Raw genomic sequence first — 15399 nt, forward strand, 5'->3', positions numbered from 1 at the left:
GGCACGCTGCAAGGACATCGCGAACCCGACGCAATTGCGCAAGACCGGAAGTGATCTCCGCGCGCACTGTAATTGGTCTAAGATCGGTCATGCCGTTCGGGAGAGAACCCATGACCAATGCCCAGGAAAAGCACGTCACCCGTATCGCCGCGAGCAAAGGCTACCTTCTGGAAAAGGTCGGAAAGGGCCCGCATCACGGGCGCTTCGCCCTCGTGAACAAGAAAGAGGGGAACCGGGCGCATTCGGGCATCCCCGACGCCGAGTTTTCCTTTACGCTCCAGGAAGCTGAAGACTGGCTGGCCAAGCATTGACGCTGAGTTTCGTGGCCGCTGCCCGCAAGCCATTTTAAGAGAGCCTGCCGCGCGCCTATTCAATAGGCGAACGCCATGAGTTCGTCCGGCCCTGATGTCGGCTAGGCATCACGCCTGACATCGAAGACAACCAAGCACCACGTCAGCAAGCAGACGCCCGAGGCGTTCCGCAGATTTGCTGCGAAACAAATCTGGCAAGTAGCACCCGGCCGCCATCTGCTTCGCAAGCCATCCCCCTACAACACCGTCATCCCGGCACGTGTTGCCGGGATCCAAGGTGCCGCGAAGATTCCCCTTCCAGCGCAACACCGGCAGCGACCACGTCGAGCGTGGAACCATTGGCCGCCTAGCCTCCTAATCCGCTCGGGCCAACTTTCCCTTAGGAATAGCTCGTGCCACGTCTTCGGCAAGCCGTCGTCTAAGTTCCGTTCCTTTGAGGTGCGACTCAATAAATATGGGACAGCTCGTTTGGGCAGAAATACCGTCAAGTTTATGCGTTGGGAGATTGCCTCCTACATGAGCCACAAACCAAATTCCGGGCATGTAAAACGAATAACGATTTACCTTGAAATTCTCGAAGATCACCTTTGCATGGGTCGGTACAGTTAGAAAAATGTCCGGGTCAGTGTCAAAGTTTACATGTACTCGGACAGATACCTTCGGTAAGCGGTTAAATTCACCGAGCAAGTAACGCCGGAACATCTCTTGATATTTTGCACCTAGGCATCCCTTCTTCACTCCGGTCGCCCCAGGCCAATCTGTAACCGAAGCTCGCCAGAGGATACTGACAAAGAAGTAATAATATGCAGTGGCTCGGAGTTCTGGAGGAAGCTCCCCTCCCAAAAATATTGACCTTCCGTTGTTGGACAATGACCGCTCAGTGCTCTTTAAAGCGTCGCGCAGCCTAAATTCTCCATTGTTACGGACAGTATTCGAGATTACATGATCTTCGCCGTTCTGACTAAAGCGCCCCTCGCAAGAGGAGCAAAGAAGGTGCTTGCTGAATTGAGCGTTGATCTGCACTGCCGAATTTTCGATGACATCAACCATCACCGGAGCTTCAGCATACGGACTACATGCCTGAATTACGGATTTGAATAGTGCGGCCGGGACGAAATGACTATTCTGAAGCTCCGCATCGCTCCTGCAAAGCGCGCACATACCAACTACAGTTCGCGGCGCGCGTATAACCATCACTGCGATCCCCTTGAAAAATCTCCAGCCCTATCAGCAGCAGATGATCGAACACCCTAGTCCGTTTGAACCCCGCCCGCAGAACGAAATTGAGAAATTAGGAGACGCTGGCCAGTTGCCCTTCTTCCTGAAGGATTAAGGCAGACGACATCTGTCAGGAATATCCGCGAACCCACAAAGGATTCAACTACAGCCCTAAACTCGCCTTCTATAGTACTGTATTGAACCTTTTCCCCGCCCGCGTATCGATTTAGATTTTTCATCGTCACTAAACCCCCAAATATTGCCAAACCCATCCTGATTATCCGACGAATATAGAGGACTACACAGTTCCAGACAGAAAGTTCAAACTACCGACCACAATTGAATTCAAAATAATTGTGGAAATACCCTGTTGGCTTCTCCTCCCATCCCTACCCCCGCGCCATGTAGACGGCGAAGGCGCGATCGCGCCGACACGACGAACATTTAACCGCCCATATAAGGTGAGTTTTAACCACTTGGCGGTGAGCGGAAAGCAGGCTTAAAATTTCGATGGCAAGGTTTCGATCACGCTAGGCGCACGAGAGGACTTCTGACGAGGATCCAATGTTGTTTTGCCGAACGACTGCTTTTGCCGCTGTGTTTTGCCTCGTACATACCGCGCACGCCGCTGAGCCACCCGCTCTCACACTGTTTGAGAACGTCCGTATCTTCGACGGCAAGAGCGACACGCTAAGCGGAACCATGAATGTTCTGATCCGCGGCAACACGATCGAGACCATCTCTAAAGACGCTATTCCGGTCGACGATAGGCCCTCGGCTCAGATCATAGCCGGAGATGGACGCACGCTCATGCCGGGTCTCATCGATGCGCATTGGCACGCGATGCTCGTTCGGCCCACACCGGCAGCGTTGCTCACGGACGACCTTGGCTATCTGAACTTGATCGCAGGGGCCGAGGCAACGGACACGTTAATGCGCGGGTTCACCACCGTTCGCGACGTAGGGGGACCGTCGTTTGGGCTCAAACGCGCCATCGACGAAAACATTGTCGTCGGGCCACGCATCTACCCGTCTGGCGCTATAATCACGGTCACCAGCGGTCACGGTGACTTCCGCCATTCACACGAAGTGCCCCGAACCCTAGGTGACCCAGCGACGCGCCAAGAGCAGACGGGAGCGTCCATGATTGCGGACAGCCCGGATGAAGTCCGCGTGCGGGTACGCGAACAACTCATGTTAGGCGCGACACAGATCAAACTCACGGCGGGTGGCGGAGTGGCATCACCCAACAGCCCCCTTGATGCCTCTACTTTCACGGAAGCCGAATTGCGCGCAGCCGTCGAAGCGGCGGAAAATTGGGGGACTTACGTGACCGTGCACGCCTACACGTCGACTTCGATCCAGCGCGCTATCGCTGCCGGTGTAAAGTGCATCGAACACGGCCACCTTATGGATGAAGCGACTGCCAAGCTGATCGCCGAGCGAGGCATTTGGCTAAGCACCCAGGCGTTTCCGGACGAGATGGCCGATGCGTTTCCACCGGGTTCGCAAGAGCGGGCCAAGGCGTTCACTGTCTTCGCGGGCACGGACAAGACCATCGCACTCGCAAAAAAGTACAATCTGAAAACAGCGTTCGGCACCGACATCCTGTTCTCCCAGAAGTTGGCGCAGCGCCAAGGCGAATTGCTGGTCAAGTTCACACGCTGGTACAGCCCCGCTGAAACGCTCATAATGGCCACTGGAACCAACGCCGAACTGTTGGCGATGTCTGGAAAGCGCAACCCGTACCCAGGCAAGCTCGGCGTGGTCGAGGAAGGTGCTTTCGCTGACCTGCTACTGGTCGACGGTGATCCCATCGCCGACATCAGGTTGCTTGCGGATCCAGCCAAGAACCTCGTCGTCATTATGAAAGACGGGAAGATCTTCAAGAACGCTCTGCAAACGAAACAATAACAAACGTTCGTCTCCGGGCGTCCACCAGATCACGTGAACTTCCGCGCAAAGGCTACGCAGAGGACGATAAGCGCGGTCGCCGCGATCATTGTCCAGGCAACAGGCTCACCCAGCAGCAAACCCGCAAGAGCAAGACCGAAGAAGGGTTGAAGCAATTGCAGCTGACCGACACCCGCGATGCCGCCAAGCGCGAGACCGCGATACCAGAAGACAAAACCGACCAGCATTGAGAGGACGGAGACATAAGCAAGGCTGAGCCATGCGGGAGCTCCAATACCTTCCCACGAGGCTGGAAGGGTCATGATCGTCAGCACCAGCATCATGGGTGCTGAGAGAACCAGCGCCCATGAGATCACCTGCCATCCGCCAAGACGCCGCGATAGTTTCCCGCCCTCGGCGTATCCAAGTCCGCAGAGGATGATTGCCGCGATCATGAGAAGATCGCCGGTCAACGAACCCGATCCGCCATTGGAAACGGCGAAGACGATCACCGTTGCGCTGCCAAGACACGAGAACAACCAGAACAGCGGCTTTGGTCGCTCCCCGCCGCGCAGCACGCCGAATATGGCGGTCGCGAGGGGCAGAAGACCGATGAAGACAATCGAATAGGCGGACGTGATGTGCTGCAGAGCGAGCGCCGTCAGCAGCGGAAATCCGATCACAACGCCAATGGAGACAATTGCGAGCGACAGAACGTCAGCGCGCCGTGGACGCGCCTGGCGCAAAAGCATAAGCAGACCGCCCCCTAGCAGCGCGGCGATGACGGCCCGTGCGGATGTCAGGAACAGTGGCGAGAAATCCGCCACCGCCACGCGCGTCGCGGGTAGGGAGCCGCTGAAAATGATGACGCCGAGCAGGCCGCTGCCCCAACCGTCCACTGATGACCTCACATCGTCCATCGCCCCTCGCTTTCTAGGCGCGGGCTTAAACGATTTCGGCTGGTGCTATCAGCTACAGATCAATACAATTATCACAAACTGTATTGATAAAGAAGGCCATACACTTGAACAGCGCACAGCACCCGATCGGCCGCAGGGGAACGCGAACCATCGATGTCATGAAGGTGATCCGCGCCAAGGTTGCCAGCCGCGCGCTCGGTCCCGGCGACCGCCTGCCATCCATCCGCGCCTTCGCCAGGACGATGGGCCTTTCCCCCTCCACGGTGGTCGAAGCCTACGACCGGCTCGTGGCCGAAGGACTGATCCGGGCCAGAGCGGGATCGGGCTTTTATGTTTCGGCGACGGCGCTGCCACCACTGACGTTGGCGCAAGACCTGCCCCAGACAGAGCGCGCGGTCGATCCGTTCTGGATCTCCCGTCAATCGCTCGATGCCGATGCTGCGTCGCTGAAACCCGGCTGCGGCTGGCTTCCACCCGACTGGATGCCGCACGAAGCGCTGCGTCGGGCACTCCGAACCGTCGCGCGAGCTGACGATGCCGTTCTGTCGGATTACGGCAGCACGCGCGGGGCTTTTCCGCTGCGTCGTATCCTGATGGGTCGCTTTGCCGAGGAAGGCATCGAGCTATCGCCGGACCAGCTCATACTGACCGCATCGGGGACACAAGCGGTCGACCTGATCTGCCGTTTCCTGCTGCGCCCCGGCGATACGGTGCTGGTGGATGATCCATGCTACTTCAACTTCCGGGCACTGCTGCGCGCCCATCAAGTCAAGATCGCCAGCGTGCCCTACACGCCATCCGGCCCGGACATCGCATCGTTTGAAGAAGTGCTCGCCGCTGAGCATCCGCGCCTCTATCTCACGAACTCCGCGCTTCATAACCCCACCGGCGCGACCCTCTCAGCGCAGACCGCGCACCGCCTGCTGAATACGGCAGCCGCGCATGACCTGACGATCGTGGAAGACGACATCTTCGCCGATTTCGAGCCGGAACCTTCCGTTCGGTTGGCGGCCCTGGACGGGCTCAATCGAGTGATCCGCGTCGGAAGTTTTTCCAAGACACTCTCCGCCTCGGTGCGCTGCGGCTACATCGCCGCGCGCCCGGACTGGGTCGCAGACCTCGTGGACCTACAGATCGCGACCAGCTTCGGCGGACCGAGTCCAATGGCAACGGAACTCATCACCAGCATCCTGGCTAGCGGCAGTTATCGCAAGCACATGGAGGGACTGCGCCGCCGCCTTGCGCGGGCATGCCGCAAGACCTCTGAGAAGCTACAGCGCATCGATATCGAGCCCTGGCTGATGCCGCGCGGAGGATTCTACCTCTGGTGCCGCCTGCCAAACGGCTGCGACTCCGCCGATGTGGCACGTGCCGCGCTTTCCGGGAATGTCGTGCTCGCGCCCGGCAACGTGTTCAGCGTGGCCCAATCCGCGGCGTCCTTCATGCGCTTCAACGTCGCTCAATGCGACGATCCGAACGCGATGGCGATCCTTCAACGAGCGATGAACGGGTAGGCACCGTCCCCTCACCGTTCTGCTTTATTCTGAAACACAACCGTCAGATTGTTCGCGGGCATATAGCCCGTGGAGGATAAGCACTCCGTCAGCCCTCAACAGCTTCCCGCCGGTCCCAATTTAGTTGTTGGAAGGAGACGATGGGTAAGACACTGATGATAGAGATGTTGCCTCAGCCATCAATCACGGAATAGTACAGGCGTGGAACGCGCCAGCATATGCCAACGGCCCCAAGGCACGCATATGTCCACATGCAGCAGCGCGTGATCAAACGCTGTTTGGAATAACGAATGACATGGCGCGAGTGGCTTCCAGTTATAGTTATCGCTCTTTTGGCGAGCACCTTGATTGATTGGCGGTCGTTGAGACGCGGTCGTATTAGTCAACGCAAAGACGTGCCTGCCTTCGAAGTTGAATCACAGGCTGATCGCGGGATCGTCAATAGACCCGCCGAGTTTAGTTATTGCGTTTACACTGATAAGTATGACCGGATAATTGAGGCGGTAGAGCTTCCTTCACGGTTCGGAGCTTGGAAACGCAGGCGACTACTCGAACACATTGTCCACGCAAACACGGCAGCAACAATTGAGCTCGCCGAGATTTTGAAAAAAGGTGGCATTGATAGCACGTTGTCTGCATCGATACTCGTGGACCATTCGGGATCAATGAACCGGAAAGCCGGAACCGGTCCTGAGCACAAATCAAATCGCGGATTTGTTGTCGCAGCTGACAGTGGCGCCGTTATCGCGGCGGGAGTGGCGATCTCTGTTGCCGTCGCGCTTGAAAATTGCGGCGCAACGGTCGAAATCCTTGGCTTCACCACAGGCGAATGGTGCGGTGGAAAATCGCGCCAAGATTGGCTGAAGGCGGGTAAGCCCTCGCGTCCTGGACGATTGAACGACCTTCTACATATCATCTACAAGCGTGCGGACGAGACTTCTGTTGCTGCGTGCAGCCAACGTTTGGAATGGCTGCTGTATCCTCACATTTTAAAGGAAAACATCGACGGCGAAGCAATCGCGTGGGCGCGCGCCCGTTTGCTGGCTCGTCCCGCGTCGGATCGTTTGCTGATTGTCGTATCTGACGGCGCACCGGTCGACGATTCTACGCTCCACGAGAACGGACCAAGATACTTGGATCACCACCTAACGCACGTCATCGAAGAACTGGAGCGTCACAACGATCCGAGGATAGTGGGAATTGGAATTGGGTACGACGTCTCGCGCTACATATCGAAGTCGGTGACAATAAAAGGTGATGGGTCGAGCCTTGAGCAACAACTGCCTACGATTGCAAATCTGATCGCCGGCTCAATCGAAAAGCAATCACCATCCGAAATTAACCTGCTCGGAAATACCGACGACCTTTAAGAAGCTGCCACCCGCTGAAACACAACCGTCAGATTGTTTGCGGGCATTTCAAAAATCAACTGTCTGACAAGGCCCGCCTCTTGTGCCGCCGCCGTGACGTCTAACAGATCGCGCACGCCCCATTCGGGATCACGCGCCCTCAGTGTCTGATCAAATGTCGCGTTACTAAGCGCCGTATGCTGACCGTCGCGGGCATAGGGCCCATAGAGGATAAGAACGCCGTCAGGCCGCAACAGCTGTCCCGCTGACGCCAGCACGGCGAGCGCCACATCCCAAGGCGCAATATGAATGACGTTGAAGCAGAGGATCGCCGTCAGGCTTCCCGGCGCCACCGGCTTATCGCCCAACACCCAGGGCTGCCGCACATCAAGCTGTGTTGCCGGCATGACGTTGGTGATTTGCGCATGCCGACGCCACGCATCGACGCTCGCAACATGTCCTGTATTGGGATCGCTCGGCCAGAACACGAGGTCCGGCAAAGACGCGCCAAGGAACACGATATGCTGGCCGGTGCCACTGCCGATCTCGACGACGTCTCCCGTCCGCCCGGCAAGAACTTCCGTCAAAACACCTCGCAACGGCTCGGCATTGCGGTGAAACGCCGGCGCATCAAGCCGTCCATCGCTTTCGGCGGGACCAATATCCTTGCTGAAATCAGAAACTGTCTTCAACGCGCTCTCCGCTCGTTTTCACTTTTGCGCCAAACCTATAGAAGCCGCGCCGCCCCGGCCAGTCACTCCAGAACACAAAAAGCCGACCGCTCCGACAGGAACGACCGGCTGGAAACACTGAGCGGGGCAGATCGGGGGAGGCCCGCCCCAATCAGGCCTCGTCAGTACTGCGGACTTGTCGCTTCGGCGTTGTAGGCCACCGTCATCTCGGGACGCTGCTCTGACCGATGCTCCGCACGTTGATCGTACCCATGACCGGGATCGTTGGCCGAGATCGGCTTCGGCGCAGCGTGCGCGGGGTCGAAATGACCGCGACCTGCCTGCTGCTCCGTAACCTCCCACTTGAGGCGGCCATCGTAATGCGTGCCCATCTCGATGCCGATGCCCTGATGCAGGATGTCGCCTTCGACATGGGCCGTTTTGTAGAGCATCACGCTCTTGCTATGGATCGAACCGAGCACACGCCCGTGCACTTCCACTTCGTTGGCGACGATGCTGCCCGTCACCGCCCCGGCTTTTCCGACGATGACCTGATCGCCCCGCAAGTCACCTTCTACGGTGCCTTCAAGGCATATCGGCCGCTTCGCTGAGATGTTGCCGTTGATCACGATGTCTTCGGAAATGATCGTAACCGCTTCTTTGTTCGACCAGTCGGCCGAACCGTACTGCGACGGCGGCGGTTCTGACTGGGAACCGGAATACGCTGAAGCGCCACTCTGAGATGCGCCGGTCTGGGGCGTACCTTGATATGACGACTTGGCATCGTTAGCCGCACCGCTCTGCTGGCGGTCCGCCTTTAGTCCAAACATTTGCATCTTCCCCTACGCAACTGACTTGCCAAATGAACCAAAGTAAAGGCACCACCCTCCGGCATTCAGCACACCCGCAAATGGCGGCAGCATTTGGACCGATTGCGACGACTTAGGGGTCAAGCACACATATTTAAACGACGCGCGCCAGTCGCGATGGCGCATCAATAGGCATCAGTTCGACAGCAAGCCGGAAATGAGATCAGCTACAGTCTCGGGACTGCCGCTATAACCGCCGCCACCTTGCGCAACGGCAGGCGCTGACCGCCGAGACGGCGCACTCTGGGGAATTCTCTCACCCTCAAACACGCTTCCGTTGCCACCCATCGCACGCGCCGTGCGGCTGTCAAAACCATAAAGGTCCGGGAAGTAACGCACCTCCCCATTCTCTGACGCATAGGCCGTGAAGTAGGCTGTATGAACGGGGATCTTTTTCTCAAGTTCGACATAACCGTTCGCCGCCCCTGACCAACGCCGCCCGACTTCGTCCTCGGACCAGCCCTTGTCCTCGGCGAGTAGAACCTCCGCGAGACGCCGCGGATTGCGCACGCGCACGCAACCATGGCTCAGCGCGCGGGACGATTGCGCGAACAGCTCGCGCTCCGGCGTGTCGTGCATGTAGACATCATGACGGTTCGGGAAACGGAATTTGACGCGTCCAAGAACGTTTGTCGGGCCGGGCGGCTGAATAAAGTCGTAGTTGACAATGTTAGCGCTGGTCCAATTGATCTGGCTCGCATCTACGGGGCGCCCCTGATAGCTCACGCTCAGATTATGCGCTGTGAGAATGCGCGTATCCGAGCCCCCAAAGCCGAATAATCCTGTCTTCTGCCTCAGATAGGGAAGGATCTCTGTACGCTTGATCCCGTTCGGCACGCCCCACGAAGGATGAAAGATGACGTACTTCATATCAGCGGAGAAAACCGGTGTTCGTGTATCGGTTTTGCCGACGATGATACGCTCGGAGAAAATCTCCGAACCGTTCTTGAAGACACGTGTCTGAAATTCCGGAACATTGTTGAGAACATGAAAGGCGCCGAGGTTGCGCGGCATCCACCGCCACCGCTCCATATTGACGATCAGGCGCTCCTCGGCCCGCGCCTTCGCCCGACCGGAGCGGTCGCTTTTATTCCCATTGAGCACCGCACGCGTTCCGCGGCCGACAAGGCCATCGGTACTCAGGTCATGCGCGCGCTGGAAGGCACGCACAGCCTCTTCCAACGGCTCATCGAATTTCTCTTCAGCACCCGGTTCCGCGGTAACCTCAAGTCGGCGACGCAACAGCGCGACATGCGGATGCTCCAGGCCCGGTCTCAGCAGCGGGCCATCCGGAAGCTTCACCTTTTTCGCTTCCGACAACTCCTTTTCAGCATCATCTTGCTCACCACGCAGCTTCAGAAGCGCCTGCCGCAGCATTTCAAACTGTGGATGCGGTGGATGCTGCTCGCGCAAGTAGCGCGCACCATCTGATGCAGCCGCAATTTCGGACAAGACAACTGCGGGTTCCTTGAGTTCCGGATCTTGATCGATCTGCGAACTGACCCGCGACGGCGTTACGCGACCGCCCCGTGCATAGTTCACATATTTCAGAACTGCCAATCCAAGTTTGATCTCCGCTTCGGCCTGTCCCCCGACACCAGATTGAACAAGGTTGGAGGGCGGCAGCGAGAAATCTTCAGCCTCAAGCCCCCAGTCGGCGGCGTGCGCGATCTCGGCCATCACGGCCTTCGCCTTTGATGTGAAGCCAGACCCGTCCACCCAAAGTGCGCGCCCATCCCGGGCAGCATAAAATGCAACGAGAGCAGCTATATCCTCTCGGTTCTTTGCTCCGCCATCACTATCGTCCGAAAGAAACTGGCGCACTGCCGCAACCAACGGATCAACCGGAACATTCTCCGGTGCGGCCCCAGCAGCTGACCTTTGAGCATCAGCGTCTTCCGTCGGCTTTTCCGCCTGCGTTGTTTCAGTGGCGGGAGCCTCAGAACCCTTAACGGCAGCGTTCGCGTTTTCCGGAGCTGAAGCACCCTTCGCTTCGGCGGTGTGAGCCGACGTTTCTTTCGCAACGGTATCTTCGGTCTGTGAAGAAGGAGCGGGCCGAGCCGCCTCAGTGGACGTTGCGCCCTTTTTTTCATCCTGAGAGGCTGCGTCGGTGGCAGTTTCAGACGACGTCGCGTCCGTCACCTTTTCGCTTGGCTGGGGATTATTCTCGACTTGTGCAGATCGCTCAGCCGTATCTTCGGACGCCCCCTTTTCGGCATCCGCTTTCGCAGCAGGCACGCTCTCGTTCGCTGTAGAAGGCGCTGCGATCTCACTTCTTTCCTGCGCTGAGACGGACGGCACTCCTGGGAGCACAAGGGCCAACCCGATAGCCCCCGACAATGCCCAAGGTTTCAAGATCGACATTCCTGTAACCCTCCAGGCGCAAATACCTTTGCACCATGCACGCCACCCCTTTGGATGAGAGAGGCTACATCCCTTGGCGTGCGATAATAGGGCGAACGGAAATTTTCGCGCCCCGACCCGAAGCGTCAGACAAACATCTTTACAGATCACGGAAAAGAAGCGAGCCGATCACATCTCAGCTAGGAGAGCCTTGCAAAGGTCTGCGCATAAACGGCCGCGCCCAGCGCAACGTCCGATGGCAAAAGGAACAATGCCATAAAATACGGACCAGAGTAGACGCATGGAGACTGAGCAGCGAGATCCGTGGAAAACCCGAACCGCCGATAAAACGCTGGCTCACCCAATACGAAAACCAAGCCATATGAATCTTGCGCGCGGATAAACGCCGACCCTACGCCACGCGCTTGCGTACTCAGACAAAACCACGATTGGTCCAAGTTCAAGAGCGCCGAACGGCGACCGTGCGTGTATCAGCGCAACAATCCCGGCTTCATCCGAACGAACGAAAAAGCAGAAGAGTGTCTAGTCGATACCGAGGCGCTTCTTGAGAATCTCGTTGACCGCTTGAGGGTTGGCTTTGCCACCAGAAGCTTTCATCACCTGACCGACAAACCATCCGATCATCGTCGGCTTGGCTTTGACTTTCTCTACCTGGTCTGGGTTAGCCGCAATCACCTCATCCACCGCCTTCTCGATAGCGCTGGTGTCGGTCACCTGCTTCATGCCGCGTGCTTCAACGATCTCCGCCGGATCACCACCCTCGCTCCAGACAATTTCGAACAAATCCTTCGCGATCTTGCCCGAGATGGCCTGCGATCCGATGAGCTTCGCAATCCCGGCGAGCTGAGCCGCCGAAATCGGCGAATCCTCGATCGCAGTTCCTTCCTTGTTCAAGCGGCCGAAGAGTTCGTTGATAACCCAGTTGGCAGCAAGCTTGCCGTCACGTGCGGGATCATCCAGAGCAGCGATGACAGCCTCGAAATAGTCCGCCGATGACCGCTCCGCGACGAGCACGCCGGCATCGTAGGCCGACAGCCCGTATTCCTTTATGAAACGTGCGCGCTTTTCGTCCGGTAGTTCCGGCAGTCCCTTCGCCAACTCATCGACATAAGCCTGATCGAACTCAAGCGGGAGCAAATCGGGATCAGGAAAATAGCGATAATCGTGCGCTTCTTCTTTCGAGCGCATCGATCGCGTTTGCCCGGACTTAGGGTCGAACAGGCGCGTTTCCTGATCGATCGTGCCGCCGTCTTCAATGATGTCAATCTGACGTCGGGCTTCAACCTCGATGGCTTGCCCGATGAAACGAATGGAATTCACGTTCTTAATCTCGCAGCGCGTGCCAAGCTCGCCACCCGGCTTGCGTACCGAAACGTTCACGTCCGCGCGCAGATTGCCCTTTTCCATATCTCCGTCACAGGTACCGAGATAGCGCAGGATCGTGCGCAGCTTAGTGACATAAGCCTGCGCCTCTTTCGACGAACGCATATCCGGCCGCGAGACAATCTCCATCAACGCCACGCCAGACCGATTGAGATCGACATAGGAATATTCGGGATGCTGGTCGTGGATGGATTTTCCCGCATCCTGCTCCAGGTGAAGCCGTTCGATACCGATGCGCTTCGGACCACCATCCGTATCGATTTCAATCTCACCTTCACCGACGATTGGCGATTTGAACTGGGAGATCTGATAGCCTTGCGGCAAATCTGGATAAAAGTAGTTCTTCCGGTCAAAAACTGACCTCAGGTTGATTTGGGCCTTCAACCCCAGTCCCGTTCGGATCGCCTGCGCGACGCATTCCTCATTGATCACCGGCAGCATTCCAGGCATCGCGGCATCGACGAGCGACACATGCGCGTTTGGCGCGCCGCCAAACTCAGTCGAGGCGCCTGAAAACAACTTGGCGTGCGAGTTCACCTGCGCGTGCACTTCCAGACCGATGATGACTTCCCAATCGCCGGTCGCTCCCTGGATCAGATTAGGGTTCGCAGCCTCAGCGGCCTTCGCTTCCACGTTCATCCTCGCCTTGTCCTTCATATGCACTTAAAGCTCGCGCGCACGGCCAGGACTAAAATAATGTCCGAGCCACTGGGCCGTCGCACTCAAGTCGCGTGATTGTCATGCTTTCGCAGCCACCGATACCCAATCCAGGCCCAGACGAGCCCCAGTATAAATTGAGTAACGAAAACACCGGCTTCACCACCAATCCCGCGCGCAGGAAGCAAACCGACAAACGCCAACACCCATACAAATAGGGAGCCCGCACACGCCGATGCAAACGCCGCAACGACAAGCTTCTGCCACTGATCCGCAGCACGCCCCATCAAGACCGCTACCGCGATAGCAACAGGGTTGAGCAGCCCAATGAGAACGACAGAAACAGGGTCAAAAGGTTGAAGTTCGATCATCCCGCTACTTGCTCTTGTCCGCATCATTGCAATTGCCGGATTGGCGCAACTGTTCTTCCTCGTATTGTATGAACCAGCCGATCATCTGCCGCCACAGCGCTTCCGCCAACTCCGGCGGCAAATGGCGCTCGTCAGCGCGCGCTTTGACCTTGTCGATAACCTGCTGAATACGCCACGGAACCGTTGCTTCCGACGGGTTTTTCTTGAGCTGCCACGCTCGGTCGACATAACCGAACCGCTCCGCAATGAGATCGACGAGCGCACGATCTATCCGGTCTATTTCGTCCCGCACATGAGACATGTCGGTACAGTCGGCCGGAGATCTCGGACTCATTATTTACCTCCTTGCGACGCGCGGCCGCTCTTCGCGCCGTGAGCGCCTTAGCCTCGCCACCAGTGCGAGGGAACCACAATTCGCCCGGCCGCGTCCTCGATCACCTGACCGGTGCGGAGAAGCGTTTCCTCATCAAAAGGCTTCCCGATCAACTGCAGGCCCAACGGAGGACCTTCCGTGGAAAGCCCCGCTGGGACCGACAGTCCCGGCAGGCCCGCCATATTGACCGTAACAGTGAATATGTCCTCAAGGTACATGGCAAGCGGATCACCCGACTTCTCGCCGAAAGCAAAAGCGGGAGACGGTGTCGTCGGCGTCAGAACAACATCGACCTTATCCCACGCCTCGTCGAAATCCCGCTTTATCAGCGTGCGCACTTTCTGTGCCTTCAAGTAGTAGGCATCATAATAGCCCGCCGAAAGCACATACGTTCCAATGAGAACGCGCCGCTTCACTTCCCGGCCGAAGCCGGCCGCGCGCGTTTGCTCGTAGGTATCGATGAGATCGCTGCCCGTCTGCCGCATGCCGTAGCGGACACCATCATAACGCGCGAGGTTCGAAGACGCTTCGGCTGGCGCAACAATGTAATAGGCTGGCAACGCATATTTCGTATGCGGGAGTGAAATCTCATGGACCGAAGCGCCGGCATCCTTGAGCCAAGTGATGCCCTGCTCCCAGAGCTTATCGATTTCGGCCGACATCCCGGCGACGCGATATTCCTTCGGCACGCCGACGCGCAAGCCCTTGATGCCGTTACGCAGTGATGCCCGGTAGTCCGGAACGGGCGCATCGACGCTGGTCGAATCCTTAGGATCCTGCCCCGCCATCACTTGCAGCATGAGCGCAGCATCTTCCACCGACTTCGTGATGGGACCAGCCTGATCGAGTGAGGAAGCAAACGCCACAATCCCCCAGCGCGAACAGCGTCCGTACGTTGGCTTCAAACCAACTGTGCCCGTTAAAGCGGCGGGTTGCCGGATCGAGCCCCCGGTATCTGTCGCCGTCGCGGCAAGGCAAAGATCGGCTGCGACCGCCGCTGATGAACCGCCCGATGAACCACCCGGCACCAACTTGGCATCGGAACCGGTCCGCCGCCATGGATTGACGACGGGTCCAAACGCGCTGGTCTCGTTCGACGAGCCCATAGCGAATTCGTCATTGTTCAGCTTACCAAGCATGACGGCACCCGCATCCCAAAGGTTCTGCGTGACCGTCGATTCATAGGTTGGCTTGAAATCATCGAGGATTTTCGAGCAGGCCGTCGTCCGCACGCCCTTTGTGCAGAACAGATCCTTGATGCCGAGCGGCAAACCTTCCAGCGTCCGGGCTTCGCCTTTCGCGATGCGCGCATCTGCTGCGCGCGCTTGCTCAAGAGCAATCTCTGGCGTCGGCAACACGTAGGCGTTGATCGCACCGTTGCCGGCGTCAATCTCTTCACAGAATGCTTTCGTGAGTTCCTCGGCTGAGAACTCTTTCTTCTGCAGCCCCTCGCGTGCAGCTGCCAACGTCAATTTAGTCAGGTCGCTCACGAACTCTCCCCGCGCC

Annotated in this window: 13 protein-coding genes; 4 read left to right on the top strand and 9 right to left on the bottom strand. The window is 57.7% G+C overall.

The features are described 5' to 3' along the window. The first annotated feature begins 110 nt into the window (after positions 1-110). Positions 111-311, top strand: a complete 201-nt coding sequence (locus tag K5845_RS03985; protein WP_046475980.1) for a hypothetical protein — start codon at positions 111-113, stop codon at positions 309-311. Positions 312-665: 354 nt separating this feature from the next. On the opposite strand, the gene K5845_RS03990 is transcribed toward K5845_RS03985, so the two are convergent. Then, positions 666-1361 (bottom strand): hypothetical protein, encoded by a 696-nt coding sequence (locus tag K5845_RS03990; RefSeq protein WP_287958441.1) that lies wholly within the window; start codon positions 1359-1361, stop codon positions 666-668. 732 nt (positions 1362-2093) lie between these two features. Here K5845_RS03990 and K5845_RS03995 point away from each other — a divergent pair. Beyond that, positions 2094-3443, top strand: coding sequence for a metal-dependent hydrolase family protein (locus K5845_RS03995; RefSeq protein ID WP_287958442.1), 1350 nt, complete (start codon positions 2094-2096; stop codon positions 3441-3443). Between the two features lie 29 nt (positions 3444-3472). Here K5845_RS03995 and K5845_RS04000 read toward each other — a convergent pair whose 3' ends face one another. Next, entirely contained in the window at positions 3473-4342 is an 870-nt protein-coding gene (locus K5845_RS04000) for a DMT family transporter (protein ID WP_502814122.1), read from the bottom strand. A gap of 158 nt (positions 4343-4500) precedes the next feature. Between K5845_RS04000 and K5845_RS04005 the strand changes: the two genes are divergently transcribed. Further along, positions 4501-5856 carry an aminotransferase-like domain-containing protein gene (locus K5845_RS04005; RefSeq protein ID WP_287958709.1) on the top strand — a complete coding sequence of 452 codons (1356 nt, stop codon included), beginning with the start codon at positions 4501-4503 and terminating at the stop codon, positions 5854-5856. Positions 5857-6521: 665 nt separating this feature from the next. Then, positions 6522-7226, top strand: a complete 705-nt coding sequence (locus K5845_RS04010; protein WP_287958443.1) for a cobaltochelatase CobT-related protein — start codon at positions 6522-6524, stop codon at positions 7224-7226. On the opposite strand, the gene K5845_RS04015 is transcribed toward K5845_RS04010, so the two are convergent. The 7 genes from K5845_RS04015 to gatA form a co-directional block, all read right to left on the bottom strand. Beyond that, positions 7223-7897, bottom strand: coding sequence for a DUF938 domain-containing protein (locus K5845_RS04015; protein ID WP_287958444.1), 675 nt, complete (start codon positions 7895-7897; stop codon positions 7223-7225). The genes K5845_RS04010 and K5845_RS04015 overlap by 4 nt on opposite strands. Positions 7898-8058: 161 nt before the next feature. Continuing rightward, complete coding sequence (locus tag K5845_RS04020) at positions 8059-8706, bottom strand: bactofilin family protein (protein WP_052743607.1); 648 nt, start codon at positions 8704-8706, stop codon at positions 8059-8061. A 174-nt stretch (positions 8707-8880) separates the two neighbouring features. Then, a complete protein-coding gene (locus K5845_RS04025) occupies positions 8881-11109 on the bottom strand; it encodes a L,D-transpeptidase scaffold domain-containing protein (RefSeq protein ID WP_287958445.1) in 2229 nt (742 codons plus the stop codon). 522 nt (positions 11110-11631) lie between these two features. Beyond that, complete coding sequence (gatB, locus tag K5845_RS04030; protein ID WP_287958446.1) at positions 11632-13131, bottom strand: Asp-tRNA(Asn)/Glu-tRNA(Gln) amidotransferase subunit GatB; 1500 nt, start codon at positions 13129-13131, stop codon at positions 11632-11634. An 83-nt stretch (positions 13132-13214) separates the two neighbouring features. Then, positions 13215-13520, bottom strand: coding sequence for a hypothetical protein (locus K5845_RS04035; RefSeq protein WP_046475958.1), 306 nt, complete (start codon positions 13518-13520; stop codon positions 13215-13217). A 4-nt stretch (positions 13521-13524) separates the two neighbouring features. Then, a complete protein-coding gene (locus K5845_RS04040) occupies positions 13525-13854 on the bottom strand; it encodes a chorismate mutase (RefSeq protein ID WP_046475955.1) in 330 nt (109 codons plus the stop codon). Between the two features lie 47 nt (positions 13855-13901). Continuing rightward, on the bottom strand, positions 13902-15383 hold the full coding sequence (gene gatA / locus K5845_RS04045) for an Asp-tRNA(Asn)/Glu-tRNA(Gln) amidotransferase subunit GatA (protein ID WP_046479805.1): 1482 nt from the start codon (positions 15381-15383) through the stop codon (positions 13902-13904). Between the last annotated feature and the right edge of the window lie 16 nt (positions 15384-15399).

This window comes from Filomicrobium sp. (assembly GCF_025698805.1).
Lineage (GTDB): Bacteria > Pseudomonadota > Alphaproteobacteria > Rhizobiales > Hyphomicrobiaceae > Filomicrobium > Filomicrobium insigne.

Bases quoted from the DNA above. Each gene is read 5' to 3' on its own strand.
- K5845_RS03985 (WP_046475980.1), top strand. From the start codon at position 111: ATGACCAATGCCCAGGAAAAGCACGTCACCCGTATCGCCGCGAGCAAA.
- K5845_RS03990 (WP_287958441.1), bottom strand. From the start codon at position 1,361: ATGGTTGATGTCATCGAAAATTCGGCAGTGCAGATCAACGCTCAATTC.
- K5845_RS03995 (WP_287958442.1), top strand. From the start codon at position 2,094: ATGTTGTTTTGCCGAACGACTGCTTTTGCCGCTGTGTTTTGCCTCGTA.
- K5845_RS04000 (WP_502814122.1), bottom strand. From the start codon at position 4,342: ATGGACGATGTGAGGTCATCAGTGGACGGTTGGGGCAGCGGCCTGCTC.
- K5845_RS04005 (WP_287958709.1), top strand. From the start codon at position 4,501: ATGAAGGTGATCCGCGCCAAGGTTGCCAGCCGCGCGCTCGGTCCCGGC.
- K5845_RS04010 (WP_287958443.1), top strand. From the start codon at position 6,522: ATGAACCGGAAAGCCGGAACCGGTCCTGAGCACAAATCAAATCGCGGA.
- K5845_RS04020 (WP_052743607.1), bottom strand. From the start codon at position 8,706: ATGTTTGGACTAAAGGCGGACCGCCAGCAGAGCGGTGCGGCTAACGAT.
- K5845_RS04025 (WP_287958445.1), bottom strand. From the start codon at position 11,109: ATGTCGATCTTGAAACCTTGGGCATTGTCGGGGGCTATCGGGTTGGCC.
- gatB (WP_287958446.1), bottom strand. From the start codon at position 13,131: ATGAACGTGGAAGCGAAGGCCGCTGAGGCTGCGAACCCTAATCTGATC.
- K5845_RS04035 (WP_046475958.1), bottom strand. From the start codon at position 13,520: ATGATCGAACTTCAACCTTTTGACCCTGTTTCTGTCGTTCTCATTGGG.
- K5845_RS04040 (WP_046475955.1), bottom strand. From the start codon at position 13,854: ATGAGTCCGAGATCTCCGGCCGACTGTACCGACATGTCTCATGTGCGG.